The organism is Streptomyces sp. NPDC056948 (assembly GCF_042674225.1).
In the GTDB taxonomy this organism is placed as follows: Bacteria; Actinomycetota; Actinomycetes; order Streptomycetales; family Streptomycetaceae; genus Streptomyces; species Streptomyces purpurascens.
Window position 1 is genome coordinate 1 of record NZ_JBHUQX010000237.1, and the last position, 14653, is coordinate 14653.

Sequence of the window (14653 nt, forward strand, 5' to 3'; positions counted from 1 at the left end):
GCGGGATGTACGGCCGGAGAACGACGAAGGCCCCGACCGGATGATCCGGTCGGGGCCTTCGGGGCAAGGGGCGTCAGGCTTGGCGTTCTGCCTGCTCGGCGTTCTTCTTCTTGATGCGGGCCGTTTCCTTGCGGACCTCCGCCTGGGTGGCGCGCTCCCGCTCCAGCCACTCGGGGCCTTCCTGCTTCAGTGTCTCGATCTGCTCGGTGGTGAGGGGCTCGGTGACACCGGCGCGGGCGAGCCCCGCGATGGAGACCCCGAGCTTCGCCGCGACCACCGGGCGGGGGTGCGGGCCGTTGTGCCGCAGGTCCTGGAGCCACTGCGGCGGGTTCGCCTGGAGCTCGTTCAGCTCGGCGCGCGAAACGACACCCTCCTGGAATTCGGCGGGTGTGGCCTCGAGGTACACACCCAGCTTCTTCGCCGCGGTGGCGGGCTTCATCGTCTGGGTGCTCTGGTGCGACGTCATGGCGTCCAGGGTATCGACCATGTGCACGACCCCTGACCACGGCCGGTAACCTGGCCCGGTGACAGGCTCGGATGTTTCTCTCTCGTTCCGGCTCGTATACGTCCCCGGGGTGATGCCCGGCAAGTGGGTGCGCGTCTGGAACGAGCGGCAGCCCGACGTCCCGCTGGACCTGACGCAGGTGGCCGCCGGGGCGGTGGCCGAGCGGCTGCTGGGCGGGGACGCCGACGCGGGCCTCGTCCGGCTGCCCGTGGACCGGACGGTCTTCAGCGCGATCCCCCTCTACACCGAGCAGACGGTCGTCGTGGTGCCCAAGGACCACCTGGTCACGGCGGTCGACGAGGTGTCCCCGGAGGATCTGGCCGACGACATCGTGCTGCACCCCCTGGACGACGTCCTCGACTGGGAGAGCCTCCCCGGACGGCCCGCCGTCGAACGCCCCGCCACCACGGCCGACGCGATCGAACTGGTCGCTGCCGGGATCGGCGTCCTCGTTGTGCCCCTGTCGCTCGCTCGCCTCCACCACCGCAAGGACCTCACCCACCGCCCCCTCAAGGACGCCCCCGAGTCGAGCGTGGCACTGGCCTGGCCCCAGGACGCGACGACGGACCAGGTCGAGGACTTCATCGGCATCGTCCGCGGCCGCACGGTCAACAGCACCCGGGGCCGCAAGCAGCCGGACGAGTCCGTGGCTGCCGACCGGGCCGGCGCCCGGCGGAAGCCGGTGCCAGGGAAGTCGGGGGCCGGGGGGTCCGCGGGTGCGAAGCGCACCGGCAAGGGCGGGCGTGGCGCCCCCAAGGGTGACAGGCGCGGCAAGCCCCGCCGCCGTTCCTAGTCTCAGGGCCCGCGGCGGGAGCGCGACTCCCGAACCGTTCCCGGCTCAGCCGGCCGTCGGAGTCGGCTGCGGTGCCCCGTAGGACGGGTTGGGAGCGACCGTCTTCAGATCCTTCAGGTTCTCCGGGACCTCCAGCACCCGGACCGGCGCACCCTGCTGCGGCGGCGGGGGCGTCGTCTGGTCCTGGGGCAGCTTGGCCGGGGCGGTGATCTGGAAGCTGACCTGCTCGTGGTTGATCAGGCCGGTCTTCTCCAGGACCGTGATGTGGTCGAGCACGGTGTCGTTGGTCGTGTCGGCGAGTTCCCGCACCATGCTGTTCCGGGTGGTCGCCCGGATCTTGGCGATCGTCGGGAAGATGCCCCCGTGCGCGACGCGCATGAGGGTCACGGCCGTGGACTCGAACTCCTTGCCGGAGCTGCCTTCCGCCGTCGCCACGAACTGCTGCTGCTGCGGCGACGGCTCGTTCGGCAGGGTGATGCCCAGGTCCGTGGAGACCTTGCGGCAGCCCGCGTCGAGCCGGCCGTGCCCCACGAGCAGATGCTCCGCGACCTCGATCATCGCCGGCGACTTGCTCCGCTCCATGATCATTTGCCCCAGCGGCTGCTCCCACAGCCCGGCCGCGCGCACCTTTACCACGAAATCGCGATCCGCCTCGGTCAGCGGCCCGTACTGGGTGTTGGCGATGATGCGGTCCTGGCCGGAAGCCGTGTTCTGCACGCCCAGCATGCTCGGGTATGCGAGCGCGGTGAGCGTCAGGATCATCGCACCGCCCACGAACGCGGTTCCTGCCGTGCTGCGCGAGATGCGCATCGTGCCTCCTGGGGTATGAACGGCCCAACACCGAGAAGTACGGATGGCGGACGCGAAACAATCACCCCTGCCGCAAAAAAGTTCCGGATGTGACGGGGCCCGGTGCCGGAACCGCACAGCACCGGGCCCACACGGACGCCGCCCGGTCCGCTCAGGGTTCGTACGAGGCCGCTCCCGCCGTGTTCACCACCCTGTCCCCGTCGGCCCTGCCCAGCAGCCCGGCCGTCACCCACGCGTCCACCGTGGACCGCACCCGCGCCACCAGAGCCCCCTTGTTCCGGAACGGCGCCCCGGCCCAGATCTCGTCCAGCAGCGTGGTGCCGTCGGCCTTCGCCGGGTTGGTGACGCCCGAGTCCCGGCCGCCGAAGACGACCTTCGGCTCCGCGCGCCGGAAGTAGGCGTGCGTCGGATCCTCCGTCCCCTCGGAGAACGGTGCCCACTCGGTCCCGTCCAGCGTGAAGTGGAGCGGCTTGCCCGGCACCGGCGTGAGGGAGGCGGTCAGGTCGCCGGACAGACCCGCGCCGCGGTACAGCCCGGCCTTCAGGAACTCCGTCGCGGAGGAGCGGGCGACCAGGTTGACCGGGCCGTGGAACAGGGTCTGCAGGGACGGGTCGTCGAGGGCCTTCTCCACCCGCGTCCGGAACGGCAGGGTGACCCGGACGGTGTCGCCGGCCCGCCAGGTCCGGGACACGGCGAAGTAGCTCCCCGGCGTCGGAGTGCCCGGCACCGCACTTCCGTTGACGGTCACTCGGAACCCGGCGGTCGCCCAGGACGGCACGCGCAGTCGCAGCGTGAAGGAGGCGCGAGCACCGCCGAAGGTGAGGGTGCTGCCCTGCTCCTCGGGATAGCCGGTGGTCTGCGTGACCGTTACGCCCTTCTCGGCCCAGGTCAGCGTGGACGGGCTGTACAGGTTGACGTACAGCGCGCTGCCGTCGGACTTCGCGAAGTACACCGAGTCCTGGTACTTCGTGGCGCTCTCCATGCCGGTGCCCTCGCAGCAGGTCGTGCCCTGCTTGGGTGTGTAGTCCCGGACATGACCGGGCGTCAGCCCGATGAAGTAGGTGACGAGTGGCTTCTCCGCGTCCGGCTTGTCCTGCTTCGAGCCGAGCACCTGGTTGTACAGGGCCCGCTCGTAGTAGTCCATGTACTTCGGTTCCTGCGCATGGAAGAACAGGGTCCGGCTCAGCTTGAGCATGTTGTACGCGCAGCAGGTCTCGGCGGTGGTCGCGCTCAGGGTGCCCGCGATCACGTCCCGGGCCTTCCAGAACTCCGCGGTGCTGGTGCCGCCGATGCCGTACATCCGGTGCGGGACGACCATGTCCCAGAAGTTCTTCGCCGAGGTGAGATAGCGCTCCTCGCCCGTCTCGTCGTACAGCCGCACATACCCGGTGAAGATCGGGATGTGCTGGTTGGCGTGCAGCCCGTCGAGGATGTCGGTGTTCGCGGCGCACGCGTCGATCAGCCGGTCCAGGTCGAACAGCTTGGCCAGCGCCAGGTGTTCGGCCTTGCCGGTGATGCCGTGCAGATCGCAGATCGCCTCGACGATGCCGCCGAACTCGCCGCTGGAGAAGATCCCCCACATGCGCTGGAGCGTGGCCTCCGGCAGCTTGGACAGCCGGGAGTACATCCAGTCGCACATGCCGGACGCGAGGTCCAGGGCCCGGTCGTCGTCCGTGGCGGTGTACGCGTCGAGCAGACCCCTGAGGATCTTGTGCGCGGTGTAGTACGGCGCCCACACCTTCGTGTAGTCGGGAGAGGTCCTCGACTCCAGGTCGATGAACTGCGTCTCCGGGTACGCCGCGAGGAACCCGGAGTGGCTGGGCCCGCCCCAGGTGCGGCGCAGGGTCGCGTTCAGGCCGCGGCCGGAGGCGTCCGCGAAGGTCCCGCCGGCCGTCTCGTCGAAGGCGTACGACGCCAGGTCGCCCCGGCCCGTCGAGGCGTCGGCGGCCCGGCGGCTCTGCAACTCGGTGATCTCGGCGGCGGTCAGCGCCCGCGAGAAGACGTTGAACTCCTCGAAGGCGCCCGCGAAGACGGGGTCGGCGGAGTAGTTCGAGCGGCCGAGCCAGTTGTTCCTCAGGGTGCCGAGAGCCGCAGGGGTGAGGCTCATCGCGGTGTTCCGGGCGACGGCGGTGCCGTTGACGTAGAGGGTGCCGGTGCCGCCCGCGATCGTCACCGCCAGATGGCTCCACTGGTTCAGCGGCAGCGGAGCCGTGCCGTCGAGGCCCTGCTCGCCGCCCGCTCCTGACGTGGTGACGGCGAAGCGCGGCACTCCGGTCTGGTTGCGGGCGGCCAGATACAGGTAACGCGAGGTGTCGTTGCCGAAGTCGAAGACGCGGGTCCAGTTGGCGTCGTGCGTGGGCCGCACCCAGACGGAGAGGGTGACGGCCGAGGCCCCGCCGAGCGCGCCGGCCGGCAGATCCACGTACTGGTAGGAGCCCCGTACCTGGTCCGCGGCGGTCCCGAACTTCCCGGCGACGCTCAGCACCGCCGGCTCTCGACGCAACGCCGCCCGCACCTCGGTCAGCGCCCCGACCATGGTGCCGATCCGGTCGGCGAACACCTGCTCCTTCGTGCTCCGGTACGCCTGCGCCAGCATGGTCAGGAAGTGGCCGGTGTAGTGCCCGCGCAGATTGCCGTTGGCCTCGCCGTCCAGGCCCTCCCAGCCGCCGGGGGCGACCGCGCCGCCCGTGGCGAGACCGGCGTTGGCGCGGAACACCTGGAGCAGCCGGTTCACGTCGTAGCCGCGGGCGTGGTCCAGCATCAACCGCCGCTTGTCGGCGAAGACGCCCCTGCCGAGGCTCACGTCCTCGAGACCGAACGGCCGCACGGTCCAGGGGGCCGGGATGTCGGCGGCGGCAGCGGGGGCCGCGACGGCCCGGCCGGTCGCCGCCTCGGAGAGCGCGGGTACGGCGGCGGCGAGGGTCGCTGCCTGGAGAAGGGTTCGTCTGGAGAGGGGCCGTGCCATGTGTGCTCCTCCACGGGTCCAACGGGTCCACGGACTGGGCGCATTCGACGTATTCGACATGTCGAACACTGTGCGAGTGATCGACCAGACCCTAGGGAGGGGACGGGGGAGCGTCAACGGGTCGGGAGAGGCGAGTTTCGGGGGAGGTGAGTTCAGGAAGGGCCTGCCGAGCGGACCAGCCAGTCGAACGCCGTCTGTGCCGTGAACTCCTCCTGGCCGCCCCGCAGGAGCAGGCCGGCGGTGGCGAACTCCGGGGCGTCCGCCTGCGACGGGACGTACGGGATCGCGATGCACCGCATCCCCGCCGCGTGTGCGGCGGCGGCGCCGGGGGCTGCGTCCTCCAGCACCACGCAGCCGGCCGGGTCCGCCCCGAGCCGGCGGGCCGCCTCCAGGAAGACGTCGGGAGCGGGCTTGCCGTGCGCGACCTCGTCCGCCGAGACGACGGTCCGCAGACAGGCGTCCAGGCCCGTGCCGCTCAGGACCGCCTCGATGGCCTCGGGCGAGGACCCCGAGGCCACCGCCATGGGCACGTCCTGGGCCGCCAGCAGCTCGACGAACCTGCGCATCTCGGGGTAGGCGCGCGTGGAACTGCGGGCGAGCTCGAGATAGCGGCGGTTCTTGACGGTGAACAGCTCCTCCACGGAAGCCCGCAGACCGTACCGCTCCTTCCAGTCCGCGACGGTCTCCTGCGTGCTGATGCCGACGTACCGCTCGTGGTCCGCCCAGCCGAAGTCGGGGACGCCGTGCTCGGCGAGGGTCTGCCGGCCCGCCTCGTAATAGTTCGGCTCGCTGTCCACGAGCGTTCCGTCGAGATCGAAGATGACCGATATGCCGCCGAGATTGCTCATGGTGTCAGCATGTCAAAGACCATGATCCGGGGAGCCTGAGGGGGTCAGGACCGGGCCGCGCGACCGATCGACTCCACCAGCGGCAGCAGCCGGTGCGAGACGCGCTCCCGCAGGGCGATCTCGGTGCGGGTGCGGACGACCCCGGGCAGGCTGATCAGCTTCTGCACGACGTCCTCCAGATGCGCGTTGTCCCGCGCCACGACCCGGGTCAGCAGATCCCCGCCGCCCGTGATGGAGAACGCCTCGACGATCTCCGGCACCGCCGCCAGCGTGTCGCCCACCTCGTCGAGATGCCCCTGGGTGACCTCGATGTGCACGAACGCGAGCACCGGATGGCCGAGCGCGGCGGGGGAGAGGTCCGGCGCCGTGCCGGTGATCACGCCGTCGCGCTCCAGACGGTCGAGCCGGGCCTGGAGCGTGCCCCGGGCGACGCCGAGGATACGGGCGTACTCGCGCACACTCGTGCGCGGCTGCTCCAGCAGCAGCCGCAGGATGCGGGTGTCGAGCTCGTCCACGGGCATGCCGCGCCCTCCTCGTCCGTGGGCTCTGCCGCGGCCGTCCTCCGACCGCTGTGGCTGTACCGATGGCTCAGTCTAGAAGGAGCCGGTTGAGCCAGTGGCGTCCGGGATGCTCATAGGGACGCGTCGATGGCGCCGCGGACCCCGCGGCGCCTTTTTCATGCTTTCCCATGCCTGCGCGCGAAGGAGGCGGTAAGCGGTGCTGAAGAGGGTGTTCATTGCTCCGGATCCAGGGCGGACGCGGTTGCGGTTCGCCACGCGTGCCGTGCTCGGCATCGCGGTCGGGCAGGTCGCCCATCGTGCTGGCAGTGCTGCGCTGTGACCGGCGGCCCGGCGACCTGGCCGCCGGCAACGGAGTGCACCGCACCACCGTGACCCGATGCTCGGAGCTATCGCTGACCTGGGATTCGTCGGCCTCGACGACGGCGACCCCGACGCCGACCCAGCGGTGATCACCGGCTACACGGCCGCCCGGACCCGGCCTCTGACGCGAGGCCAGAAGCTGTCCAGACTCCACGGGTCAGGGCAGGCTCGGTTCCGCCGTGAGCGGTCAGCCTCTTGGGGACTGCTGGTTTTCGCCCACTTGCAGCAGAGGTGATGCGACGTGGACGATCCTCGCCCCTGGTAACAATCACCTCACCACCAGGCGAACTCGCCCCGGTGACGGGGTGTTCTGGAAGGGTGAGCCGCATGGACGAGGGAGCCCTTCCGTTTCTTCACGTCAAGCATGAGCCCGGTGCGGTCGCGCGGTGCGGCCGGCTGGGCTCCACCAAGCATGTGAAGGGATACATGGTTGCCCTTCTGGTGGTTCCGTTGCTGCTTGTGTCCGGGTGCAAAGGCAGATACCAGCAGCAGTACGAGGAGGGCTACAGAGCGGGCCAAGACGAATCGACTGTGTGCGAGGAGTACGTCACACGAAGCGGAAGGGAACCATCCCGGCAGTGGATGGCAGGCTGCTCCGACGCCGCTGCGGGCCGACCGGCCAATCCACCAAATTCTCGGTGACTGGCTTCGTCGGCCTCGACGGCGGTAGCGACGACAGCAGCGACCCGGCGGTCATCACCTGCAAGAAGCCCAAGGGCAAGAGGCTCCCGCCCGCGAAGGAGCAGGTCAACCAGCTGATCGCCGCAGAACGAGCCGTCTGTGAACACGACTTCGCCCCCCTGAAGAACTGGCGCGTACTGACCCGGCTCCGCCTCGACGTGAAGTCGGCCACCCGGCTCGTCCGCGCGCTGATGGTCCTCAACTGGCACGCGATCGCCTGCTGAACGACGATCTTCACCGCAGACAGCCGCCGACCAGCACGAGCATGACCTCACCCACCCATGCCACCCCCGTGACCTGCACGTTCAAGATGAACACACCTGCGCTCCCGGAACATCGCTCCACGTATCGCACGCGAAGGCATCGAAAGCTCCCAGCGCCTGGGCCGCCACCGTTGGACCGTGGAGCGGACGGTGGCCTGGCCATTCGGCTGCCGCCGTCTGCACCGCCGTTACGAGCGCAAGGCCGAACACTTCCTCGCCTTCGCGGGCGTTGCCGCCACCCTCATCTGCTACAGACGTCTGGTCCGGACACCGTCCGCTCCCTGGCCGACTGGGGAAAATCCGCTGGCCCGCTCCGGTCGGTAGTGGAAGAGTGTGCCGCGCTCTGTGACCTTGCGGGCACTCTCACGGTGAGGAACGAAGCCAATGTTCTCGGCGTCCCCCAGCGGCCGCCGTCGGCGCTGAGCGCGTGCTCTGCAGCAGCCTCAGCCTGCCGCGCTGTTCCCTACGGCGGCCCCACGACACGGTGCCTGACGCATCGTCACTCTTCCCGCCCCGAGCTTCCCGAGTTCGCCAGGGGCTCCTCCAGAGACTTCGCGAGGTCAACACCCACCATGGACATCCAGGTCCAGAGCTTTGCCGTCACCAACCTCCGTCGCCGTCCCGAGGTCGTCGAGACCGGCGGCTTCGTCGCCGGCTTCACCCCCGATACCGACAACCCCTACCTGAACTACGCGACCCCGCTACCCGGCGCCGAGCCGAATGGGCAGGACGTCGCGGCGCTGATCGGGATCTTTCGGGAGCGGGGTCTGCTGCCCCGGCTCGAGTTCACACCGCAGGCCGCCCCCGCCGTGACACCGGCCCTGCGGGCGGCAGGCTTTGGCACCGAGGCGGTGCACGAATACCTCGTCTGCACACCCCACACGCTGATGCTCCCCCAGTCCTCCGACGCTCCGCGCGTGGACAGCCCGACCACCGACGAAGATTTCGCCGAGCTCGATGCCGCGCTTGCCGAGGCATTCGGTGGCATCTTCACGCCCTCCGCACAGGGTGCGGCCCGACTGCGCCGCACCCAGCAGAGCGGTGGAGCAGTGCGCTTCGTCCGCGCTCCACAGGGCGGCATCGTCGGCGGGGCGTCCTGCTCCCCGTCGGCCGAGGGCACCGCAGAACTGTCCGGCGTCGGCACCCGCCCCGCCTACCGTGGCTGCGGCATCGCCGCCGCAGTAACCGCCGCGCTGACCGAAGCGATGTTCGCTCAGGGAGCCGGATCAGTCTGGCTGGAGTACTCCGGGGAAGGATCCCGCCGCGTCTACGAGCGCGCTGGCTACCGACCGCAAGGCACTCGCCTCTACCTCTCCTTGCCCCCGGCGCAGCAACCTTGACGGCACGCTCGGGGGTGGCCGCCTGCCGCCCCCGAGCTCGCACTGCCCCACCAGTTCGGGACGTCACCTTCTGCCGGGTCCGCCTTGCTCGCCTCGCCTCCAGTGAACTGCCTGTGAACCAGGCGCTGTTCGCCCGGATCGACCGCACCCTCGATCAGCCGGCGACGGCCGCCGACGTACGCGATGCGAAGCAGACCGCGGCGGTCGCGGTGGGGAGCCGATCGAGGTCGCCGCTCCTCGGCAGGCGCCACCACAGATTGCGACAAAGGATGTCGCGGCCCTGCTCGCCATCGCCCAGGGCGCCAAGCTGCACGAGCACCTCGTCGCCCACCGCCTCGCCGTGGCGACTCCCACGCCCACCTCATCTCCTACGCCCATTTGCAGTGCCTGGAGGCGATGGGCCTGGTGGAGCGTGATACCGCGCACCCGGTGCGGGCCGGTCAGCCCGTGACCCTCACTGCGCCGGCAGAGCCGCGCTGACCGAACTCCGCCGCGCGGGCCCGCCCGGTACCACGCCCGTGCCCCTGCCGCCGGATTCCCCGCCGTTTCCCGTACACGCCGCCGAACCGTGCGTCTGTGTCAGGCGTACGGCGCCGCCGGCGTCATGACCGAAGGCACCGATGTCCAGCTACGAACCTGATTTCCGCCTCGGCGGGTACGAAGCCGTCAACGACGACGTCGCCGATCAGTTCCGGGGGCCTATAGGTGGCCGGCACTTGACTCATCCTGGGCTCAAGCCCACCGCCAGATCAGAAGGACTCAGTAGGTTGGCGGGATGAGCGATCAATGGAATGTGGAGACGGCCTGGCGCCGCCTCACGGACTGGCTGAAGGCGAATGCCCCAGTCTCATACGCCTCCTTACTGCCGCCCGCCCCGGAACAGACCATTGAGGCTGCCGACGCCCAGCTGAGGGATCACCTCAACTTCGGTCTTCCGGCCGAGCTGGGCGATCTCTGGCGGCTGTGTGGCGGTGTGGAGCACCAGTACATCGAAGCCAATGAGGAAGAGGGCGAGGTTGGCTCGGGGGCGTTCTTGCCCGGCGGGATCCTGCTCGGCCCCGCGGACGCGCTCAGGCCGCGGCTGCCCGAGATCGGCCGCGGCGACGTGTGGGGCTCCCCGGTGGTGCCGTGGCTGACTGGCGACGAGGCCGGCCCCGAATCCGGGCACTACGTGGGTGCGGGCGGCGTCGGCTCCTGGTCGCTGCCGGACGATCTGGCCTGCGACAAGCCTGGCTATCCGTCGATCGCCGCCTACCTCGAAGCCGTTCACCGCACGCTCACCGAAGGGCCGGCCGATGCCATGGGCCCAGATGTGCCCGGTCTGGTGTGGGGCTGCCTGATCTGGGATGACCCCGAGGCGCCTCTGCTGGATGATGCGCTGGAGCACTGGCACCCCGTCCACTGACCCGTGCCCCCGCTCGGGGGCCCGCCTGGCTGACGGGCCCCCGGGCAGATGTGCAGTGGCTACGGCTTCTTCATCTCGCAGATGAGGTTCGCCGCACCGGTGTTGCAGCCCTTGAACCACAGATTGCCCGGATCGACGGCGAACGCGTCGCCATCGATGACCCGCATCTGCGCCAGGAACTCGTTGCCGTACTTGTTCATCGCGCCCTGATTGACGTACCCCGACATCGAGGAACGGCCGCACTTCTCGCGGAACGTCGGCGCGTCGTAGCGGGTGTCGTCCAGGAGGTGTTCACTGCCGTCGTCGACCTTCGCCGATACGGTCTGTATGCACTCGCCGCCTCCGGCCTTGCCGGCCGGGTTCTTCCCGCCGGCGGAAGCGGGCAGGCCGACGGACTCGTAGGCCGAGGCGAACGGCACCTCATCACAGTTCACCTTGTCCGGATTCGGCAGGGGGACCTGCGGGCGGAAATCCGGGTGCAGATACGTCTTCGGATGAGGCACGAATCCCTTGGTCGGAACGTACCCGTCGGTTCGGGTGCCGCCGTAGTAGCCGCAGACCCGGCTGCGGATCTTCTTCTTCGTCCATGTGGAGTTCACGCGGCCGTTGTCCGCGTCGGGGCGGTAGGTCAGCGGCTTGTCGATGGCCCCCAGGCCCTTGATACCGGACTTGTTCTGAACCATCCACAGGTGAGCCGCAGCAGCCGGGTAGCGGGCGGCATCCATCTGGTACTCGGGAACGTACTGCGTCAGCACACATCCCGGCACACCGTAGGAATCGACCTTGTCGCAGCGCACGTCGATGCCGGGTGAGCGGGCACTGCCGCCGTCGGTTTCGTCGTCCTTGCCCTCGACCGGCACGTATTCGCTCTCCGGGTTGAAGATGAACCAGACCGGCAACTTCCTGGACAAGCCGGCGTCGGAGGGGCCCACGCCGTTGGTGGAGCCGTCCCACTTGTGCGAGGCGGTACCGGTGGCCATGTGGGAGTCGACCGGCGTACCGTTGCCGCCGCCCTTCCAGCTGAGGTCGCCGTAGAAGAGGCGAGAAGCCCCCGCTGCCGACGGCCTTGCCGGCGCCCCGGGCCGCCGCCGTCCCCGGCCTGCCGGCACGCCCTACGCCGCCGGGCGGTCCGAACCGCTGAACTCCCGCTAAGCCACGCGTATTTCCCTCAGCGGCCCCGGTGGAGTGTCGTCTGCCGAGTGCGAGGGGGCTCGGAACATGGCGCGCAATGTCCAGTTACCGAAACCGGGGGATTAACCGGACTCGCGGCGATGTAGACGACGGGGGGCTTCGCGCCCCGGCGGGCGGGTCCGGTCGGCGCCGGTTCGCCGGCGAGCATCCATCCCCACGTCGTCAGCGAGATCCGGTAGATCCGCGCCGAGGACTTCGCGATGCCCGCGCCGGTGAGGTAGCGCTCGACCGCCGCGGTGTACGACGCGGGCGGGGCAGACAGAGGTACGACCCGAGCGCGCGGCAACCGAAGCGCGCCCTCACTCCCGAGATCGGTCACCGATTCGATCGTCACGCCGCCCCGCCCTCCTGACACTGCCGCAGTAAATCCGGCATCTACCGCGGCAGTTGCGAACGTGTTTCCGCGATCGAGCATCCGCCCGAATACGGTTCTGCTGTGCGGACTTGAGGGGAGGGGACCGTCAGTGCCCGGCGCCAGCACGCTTACCGGGGTCATGCCCCGGATCCTCCGTCACGGGCAGGCACTCGGCGAGCAGGTCGACGACGTCGCGCCAGGCTCGCTGCGCGTGCCGTGGGTGGTAGCCGACGCCGGGGACCACGGGGTGGCCGACCGGCGGGTGGTGGAAGGCGTGCAAGGCGCCGCCGTAGACCGCGAGGCGCCAGTCGACGCCCGCAGCCTGCATCTCAGCGGTGAACGCGTCCCGTTGCGCGGGCGGCATGATCGGGTCTTCCGACCCGACCCCGGCCCACACCGGGCAGCGAATGCGCGCCGCCTCGCCCGGTCGGCCCGTGGTCAGTGCGTTGACTGTCCCGATCGCACGCAGGCTGACGCCGCCGCGCCCGAGTTCCAGCCCGACGGCGCCCCCGGTGCCGTAGCCGACGGCGGCGATCCGGTCGGGGTCGGTCCGCGGTTCGGTGCGCAACACGTCGAGCGCCGCATGGCCGATGCCCCGCATCCGGTCGGGATCAGCGAGCAGCGGCAGGCAACGGGCCAGCATCTCCTCGGGGTCGCCCAAATAGCGCCCGCCGTGCAGGTCGAAGGCCAGCGCTACATATCCCAGTTCGGCGAGAGCATCGGCCCGGCGGCGCTCGACGTCGCTGAGCCCCATGCCCTCTGGTCCGAGCAGCACCGCGGGCCGGCGGTCGACACCGGCCGGGAGCGCGAGGTGCCCGATCATCGTCAAACCGTCGGCCGGATACTCGACCGTACGCGTCGTAATCGCCGTCATGAGACTGGACTGTAGTGATCGTCGAGCCCGGTCCGGCCGGTGTTCTGCCGCTGGCAGAACAGCGCGGGTATCCCTCTGAAATACGGCGAGGGCTCCATGTTGCGCTCGATGGCGGCCGTGAACCCTGATCGGAGATGCATAAAGGATTCATATAAAGCTGCTATGCTTCAGGCATGAGTCGCCGAGACGCCGCGCACGGCGCTTCCGATGCCATCGGGTCAGCCCTCTACGGTCTGGCCACCAGGGCCGTGAGACGCCTTCCCCGCGACATGAGCCTGACGTCCGCCGCCACCTTGGCCACCCTGGACAAGACCGGCCCGCGACGGATCACCGATCTGGCGGTGGCCGAGGGCGTCACCCAGCCCGCGATGACCGTCCTGGTCCGGGTGATGGAGGAATCCGGGCTGGTCGAGCGGAAGGGCGATCCGTCCGACAAGCGGGTCACGCTGGTGTGCCTGACCGAGGCCGGCGCGTCGTACGTCCGGACGCGACGCCAGGCGGGCGTCGACGCGTACGCGCGGCTGATCGACGAACTCACCGGTGACGAGGTCGAGGCCTTGGCAGCAGCCCTTCCGGCGCTGCTGCGTCTGGCGGAGCTCGAAAGCCACGCCCGAGAGGAGTCGGACCGGTGACCGCGGCCCAGGCTCATGACCAGCCCCTGAGCACTGCCCTGATACGTTCCGAGGCACGTCTGCTGGTCCCCGCCCTGATGTTCATCGCCCTGGTCGTGGCGGCGGTCGCCAGCCTCGGGACGCCGCTCATCACCAGCGTGGCGACCACGTTCCACGTCTCCCTCGACAGCGCGCAGTGGACGCTGACCATCGCCCTGCTCAGCGGCGCCGTCGCCACACCCGTCCTCGGCCGGCTCGGAGCCGGTCCGCACCGGCGGGCCACGATTCTCGCCACGCTGGCGATCGTCGTCGTCGGCAGCGCGCTCACCGTGCTGCCGCTGCCGTTCGCCTGGCTGCTCGTGGGCAGAGCGGCCCAAGGCGTTGGACTCGGTCTCACGGCGCTGATGATGGGCGTGGCCCGCGACCATCTTCCCGAGGAGCGCAGCGCGGCCACGATCGCCCTGATCTCAGTGGTCTCCATCATCGGAGCCGGCGTCGGCTACCCGCTGGCCGCGCTGCTCGCCGAGTTCGGCGGACTGCGGGCCGCCTACGGCCTCGGCCTGCTCGTCACCGCCATCGCCTTCGTGACCGCGTGGCGCTCCATGCCCGCAGCACCCGAAGGCCGCTCCGCTCACGTGAACGTGGCCGGTGCGCTCGTCCTGGCGGGTGGACTGCTCCTCGTCCTGTTCCTGGCCGGCGAGAGGAGCCTGTGGAGCCGACACCTCGCCCTGGCGGTGACCCTTGCCGTCGCCGCCGTACTCCTGCTCTGCGTCTGGACCGTTTCCGAACTGCGAACCAAGACGCCCCTGGTCGACGTCCGGGCGGTACGGCACCCGGCGGTCGCCGGGGCGAACATCGCGATGTTCGTCGGCGGGAGCGGCATGTACCTCCTGCTCACGCTCATCACCCGCTACGCGCAGACGCCGCACAGCGCCGGCTACGGCTTCGGACTGACCACCTTCGTGGCGGGGCTGGTCCTCATCCCGTTCTCCGTGCTGGGGTTCGTCGCCGGCAAGCTCACGCCGCGGGTCCGCGAACGGATCGACGGCCCCCTGCTCCTGGCCGGCAGCGCCGCCATCGTCGGCGGCGGGTTCGTCCTGTTCGCCACCGCCCGGTCCAACCTGGCCGAAC

General features: G+C 69.9%; 14 protein-coding genes and 1 pseudogene. 7 read left to right on the top strand and 8 right to left on the bottom strand.

From position 1 onward, the window contains the following. Nucleotides 1–73: 73 nt before the first annotated feature. Nucleotides 74–466: a DUF5997 family protein gene (locus tag ACFTZL_RS27240; RefSeq protein WP_382587856.1), complete on the bottom strand. Its 393-nt coding sequence runs from the start codon at nucleotides 464–466 to the stop codon at nucleotides 74–76. Between the two features lie 58 nt (nucleotides 467–524). Between ACFTZL_RS27240 and ACFTZL_RS27245 the strand changes: the two genes are divergently transcribed. After that, nucleotides 525–1298 carry a LysR family transcriptional regulator substrate-binding protein gene (locus ACFTZL_RS27245; RefSeq protein WP_382587858.1) on the top strand — a complete coding sequence of 258 codons (774 nt, stop codon included), beginning with the start codon at nucleotides 525–527 and terminating at the stop codon, nucleotides 1296–1298. Between the two features lie 45 nt (nucleotides 1299–1343). On the opposite strand, the gene ACFTZL_RS27250 is transcribed toward ACFTZL_RS27245, so the two are convergent. The 4 genes from ACFTZL_RS27250 to ACFTZL_RS27265 form a co-directional block, all read right to left on the bottom strand. Further along, nucleotides 1344–2108: a DUF4142 domain-containing protein gene (locus ACFTZL_RS27250; RefSeq protein WP_382587860.1), complete on the bottom strand. Its 765-nt coding sequence runs from the start codon at nucleotides 2106–2108 to the stop codon at nucleotides 1344–1346. 151 nt (nucleotides 2109–2259) lie between these two features. Continuing rightward, nucleotides 2260–5073 carry a beta-L-arabinofuranosidase domain-containing protein gene (locus ACFTZL_RS27255; protein WP_382587862.1) on the bottom strand — a complete coding sequence of 938 codons (2814 nt, stop codon included), beginning with the start codon at nucleotides 5071–5073 and terminating at the stop codon, nucleotides 2260–2262. 152 nt (nucleotides 5074–5225) lie between these two features. Beyond that, nucleotides 5226–5921, bottom strand: a complete 696-nt coding sequence (locus ACFTZL_RS27260; RefSeq protein ID WP_382587864.1) for an HAD family hydrolase — start codon at nucleotides 5919–5921, stop codon at nucleotides 5226–5228. A 44-nt stretch (nucleotides 5922–5965) separates the two neighbouring features. Beyond that, a complete protein-coding gene (locus tag ACFTZL_RS27265) occupies nucleotides 5966–6442 on the bottom strand; it encodes an Lrp/AsnC family transcriptional regulator (protein ID WP_382587866.1) in 477 nt (158 codons plus the stop codon). 998 nt (nucleotides 6443–7440) lie between these two features. Between ACFTZL_RS27265 and ACFTZL_RS27270 the strand changes: the two genes are divergently transcribed. The 3 genes and pseudogenes from ACFTZL_RS27270 to ACFTZL_RS27280 all read left to right on the top strand — a co-directional run bounded on the left by ACFTZL_RS27270 (nucleotide 7441) and on the right by ACFTZL_RS27280 (nucleotide 9086). Next, the gene (locus tag ACFTZL_RS27270) at nucleotides 7441–7707 is read left to right on the top strand and encodes a transposase family protein (protein WP_382587868.1); all 267 of its coding nucleotides are present in this window, start codon (nucleotides 7441–7443) and stop codon (nucleotides 7705–7707) included. A 96-nt stretch (nucleotides 7708–7803) separates the two neighbouring features. Further along, nucleotides 7804–8070, top strand: a pseudogene (locus ACFTZL_RS27275) (hypothetical protein); the annotation flags it as partial. Between the two features lie 248 nt (nucleotides 8071–8318). Next, nucleotides 8319–9086, top strand: coding sequence for a GNAT family N-acetyltransferase (locus tag ACFTZL_RS27280; protein WP_382587869.1), 768 nt, complete (start codon nucleotides 8319–8321; stop codon nucleotides 9084–9086). A gap of 154 nt (nucleotides 9087–9240) precedes the next feature. On the opposite strand, the gene ACFTZL_RS27285 is transcribed toward ACFTZL_RS27280, so the two are convergent. Then, nucleotides 9241–9417 carry a hypothetical protein gene (locus tag ACFTZL_RS27285; protein WP_382587871.1) on the bottom strand — a complete coding sequence of 59 codons (177 nt, stop codon included), beginning with the start codon at nucleotides 9415–9417 and terminating at the stop codon, nucleotides 9241–9243. A gap of 444 nt (nucleotides 9418–9861) precedes the next feature. On the opposite strand from ACFTZL_RS27285, the gene ACFTZL_RS27290 reads away from it, so the two are divergent. Further along, the gene (locus ACFTZL_RS27290; RefSeq protein ID WP_382587873.1) at nucleotides 9862–10491 is read left to right on the top strand and encodes a hypothetical protein; all 630 of its coding nucleotides are present in this window, start codon (nucleotides 9862–9864) and stop codon (nucleotides 10489–10491) included. Between the two features lie 59 nt (nucleotides 10492–10550). Here ACFTZL_RS27290 and ACFTZL_RS27295 read toward each other — a convergent pair whose 3' ends face one another. Together ACFTZL_RS27295 and ACFTZL_RS27300 are read right to left on the bottom strand one after the other, a co-directional pair. Then, complete coding sequence (locus ACFTZL_RS27295) at nucleotides 10551–11471, bottom strand: hypothetical protein (RefSeq protein ID WP_382587875.1); 921 nt, start codon at nucleotides 11469–11471, stop codon at nucleotides 10551–10553. 672 nt (nucleotides 11472–12143) lie between these two features. Next, nucleotides 12144–12911, bottom strand: coding sequence for a dienelactone hydrolase family protein (locus tag ACFTZL_RS27300; protein WP_382587876.1), 768 nt, complete (start codon nucleotides 12909–12911; stop codon nucleotides 12144–12146). Nucleotides 12912–13084: 173 nt separating this feature from the next. Between ACFTZL_RS27300 and ACFTZL_RS27305 the strand changes: the two genes are divergently transcribed. After that, nucleotides 13085–13543, top strand: a complete 459-nt coding sequence (locus ACFTZL_RS27305; RefSeq protein ID WP_382587878.1) for a MarR family winged helix-turn-helix transcriptional regulator — start codon at nucleotides 13085–13087, stop codon at nucleotides 13541–13543. A gap of 77 nt (nucleotides 13544–13620) precedes the next feature. After that, a partial coding sequence (locus ACFTZL_RS27310) for an MFS transporter (RefSeq protein ID WP_382587880.1) occupies nucleotides 13621–14653 on the top strand: 1033 nt, incomplete at its 3' end.

Excerpts from the sequence above, each read along its gene's own strand:
- ACFTZL_RS27240 (WP_382587856.1), bottom strand. The coding sequence starts at position 466 with ATGACGTCGCACCAGAGCACCCAGACGATGAAGCCCGCCACCGCGGCG.
- ACFTZL_RS27250 (WP_382587860.1), bottom strand. The coding sequence starts at position 2,108 with ATGCGCATCTCGCGCAGCACGGCAGGAACCGCGTTCGTGGGCGGTGCG.
- ACFTZL_RS27255 (WP_382587862.1), bottom strand. The coding sequence starts at position 5,073 with ATGGCACGGCCCCTCTCCAGACGAACCCTTCTCCAGGCAGCGACCCTC.
- ACFTZL_RS27260 (WP_382587864.1), bottom strand. The coding sequence starts at position 5,921 with ATGAGCAATCTCGGCGGCATATCGGTCATCTTCGATCTCGACGGAACG.
- ACFTZL_RS27265 (WP_382587866.1), bottom strand. The coding sequence starts at position 6,442 with ATGCCCGTGGACGAGCTCGACACCCGCATCCTGCGGCTGCTGCTGGAG.
- ACFTZL_RS27280 (WP_382587869.1), top strand. The coding sequence starts at position 8,319 with ATGGACATCCAGGTCCAGAGCTTTGCCGTCACCAACCTCCGTCGCCGT.
- ACFTZL_RS27290 (WP_382587873.1), top strand. The coding sequence starts at position 9,862 with ATGAGCGATCAATGGAATGTGGAGACGGCCTGGCGCCGCCTCACGGAC.
- ACFTZL_RS27295 (WP_382587875.1), bottom strand. The coding sequence starts at position 11,471 with ATGGCCACCGGTACCGCCTCGCACAAGTGGGACGGCTCCACCAACGGC.
- ACFTZL_RS27300 (WP_382587876.1), bottom strand. The coding sequence starts at position 12,911 with ATGACGGCGATTACGACGCGTACGGTCGAGTATCCGGCCGACGGTTTG.
- ACFTZL_RS27305 (WP_382587878.1), top strand. The coding sequence starts at position 13,085 with ATGAGTCGCCGAGACGCCGCGCACGGCGCTTCCGATGCCATCGGGTCA.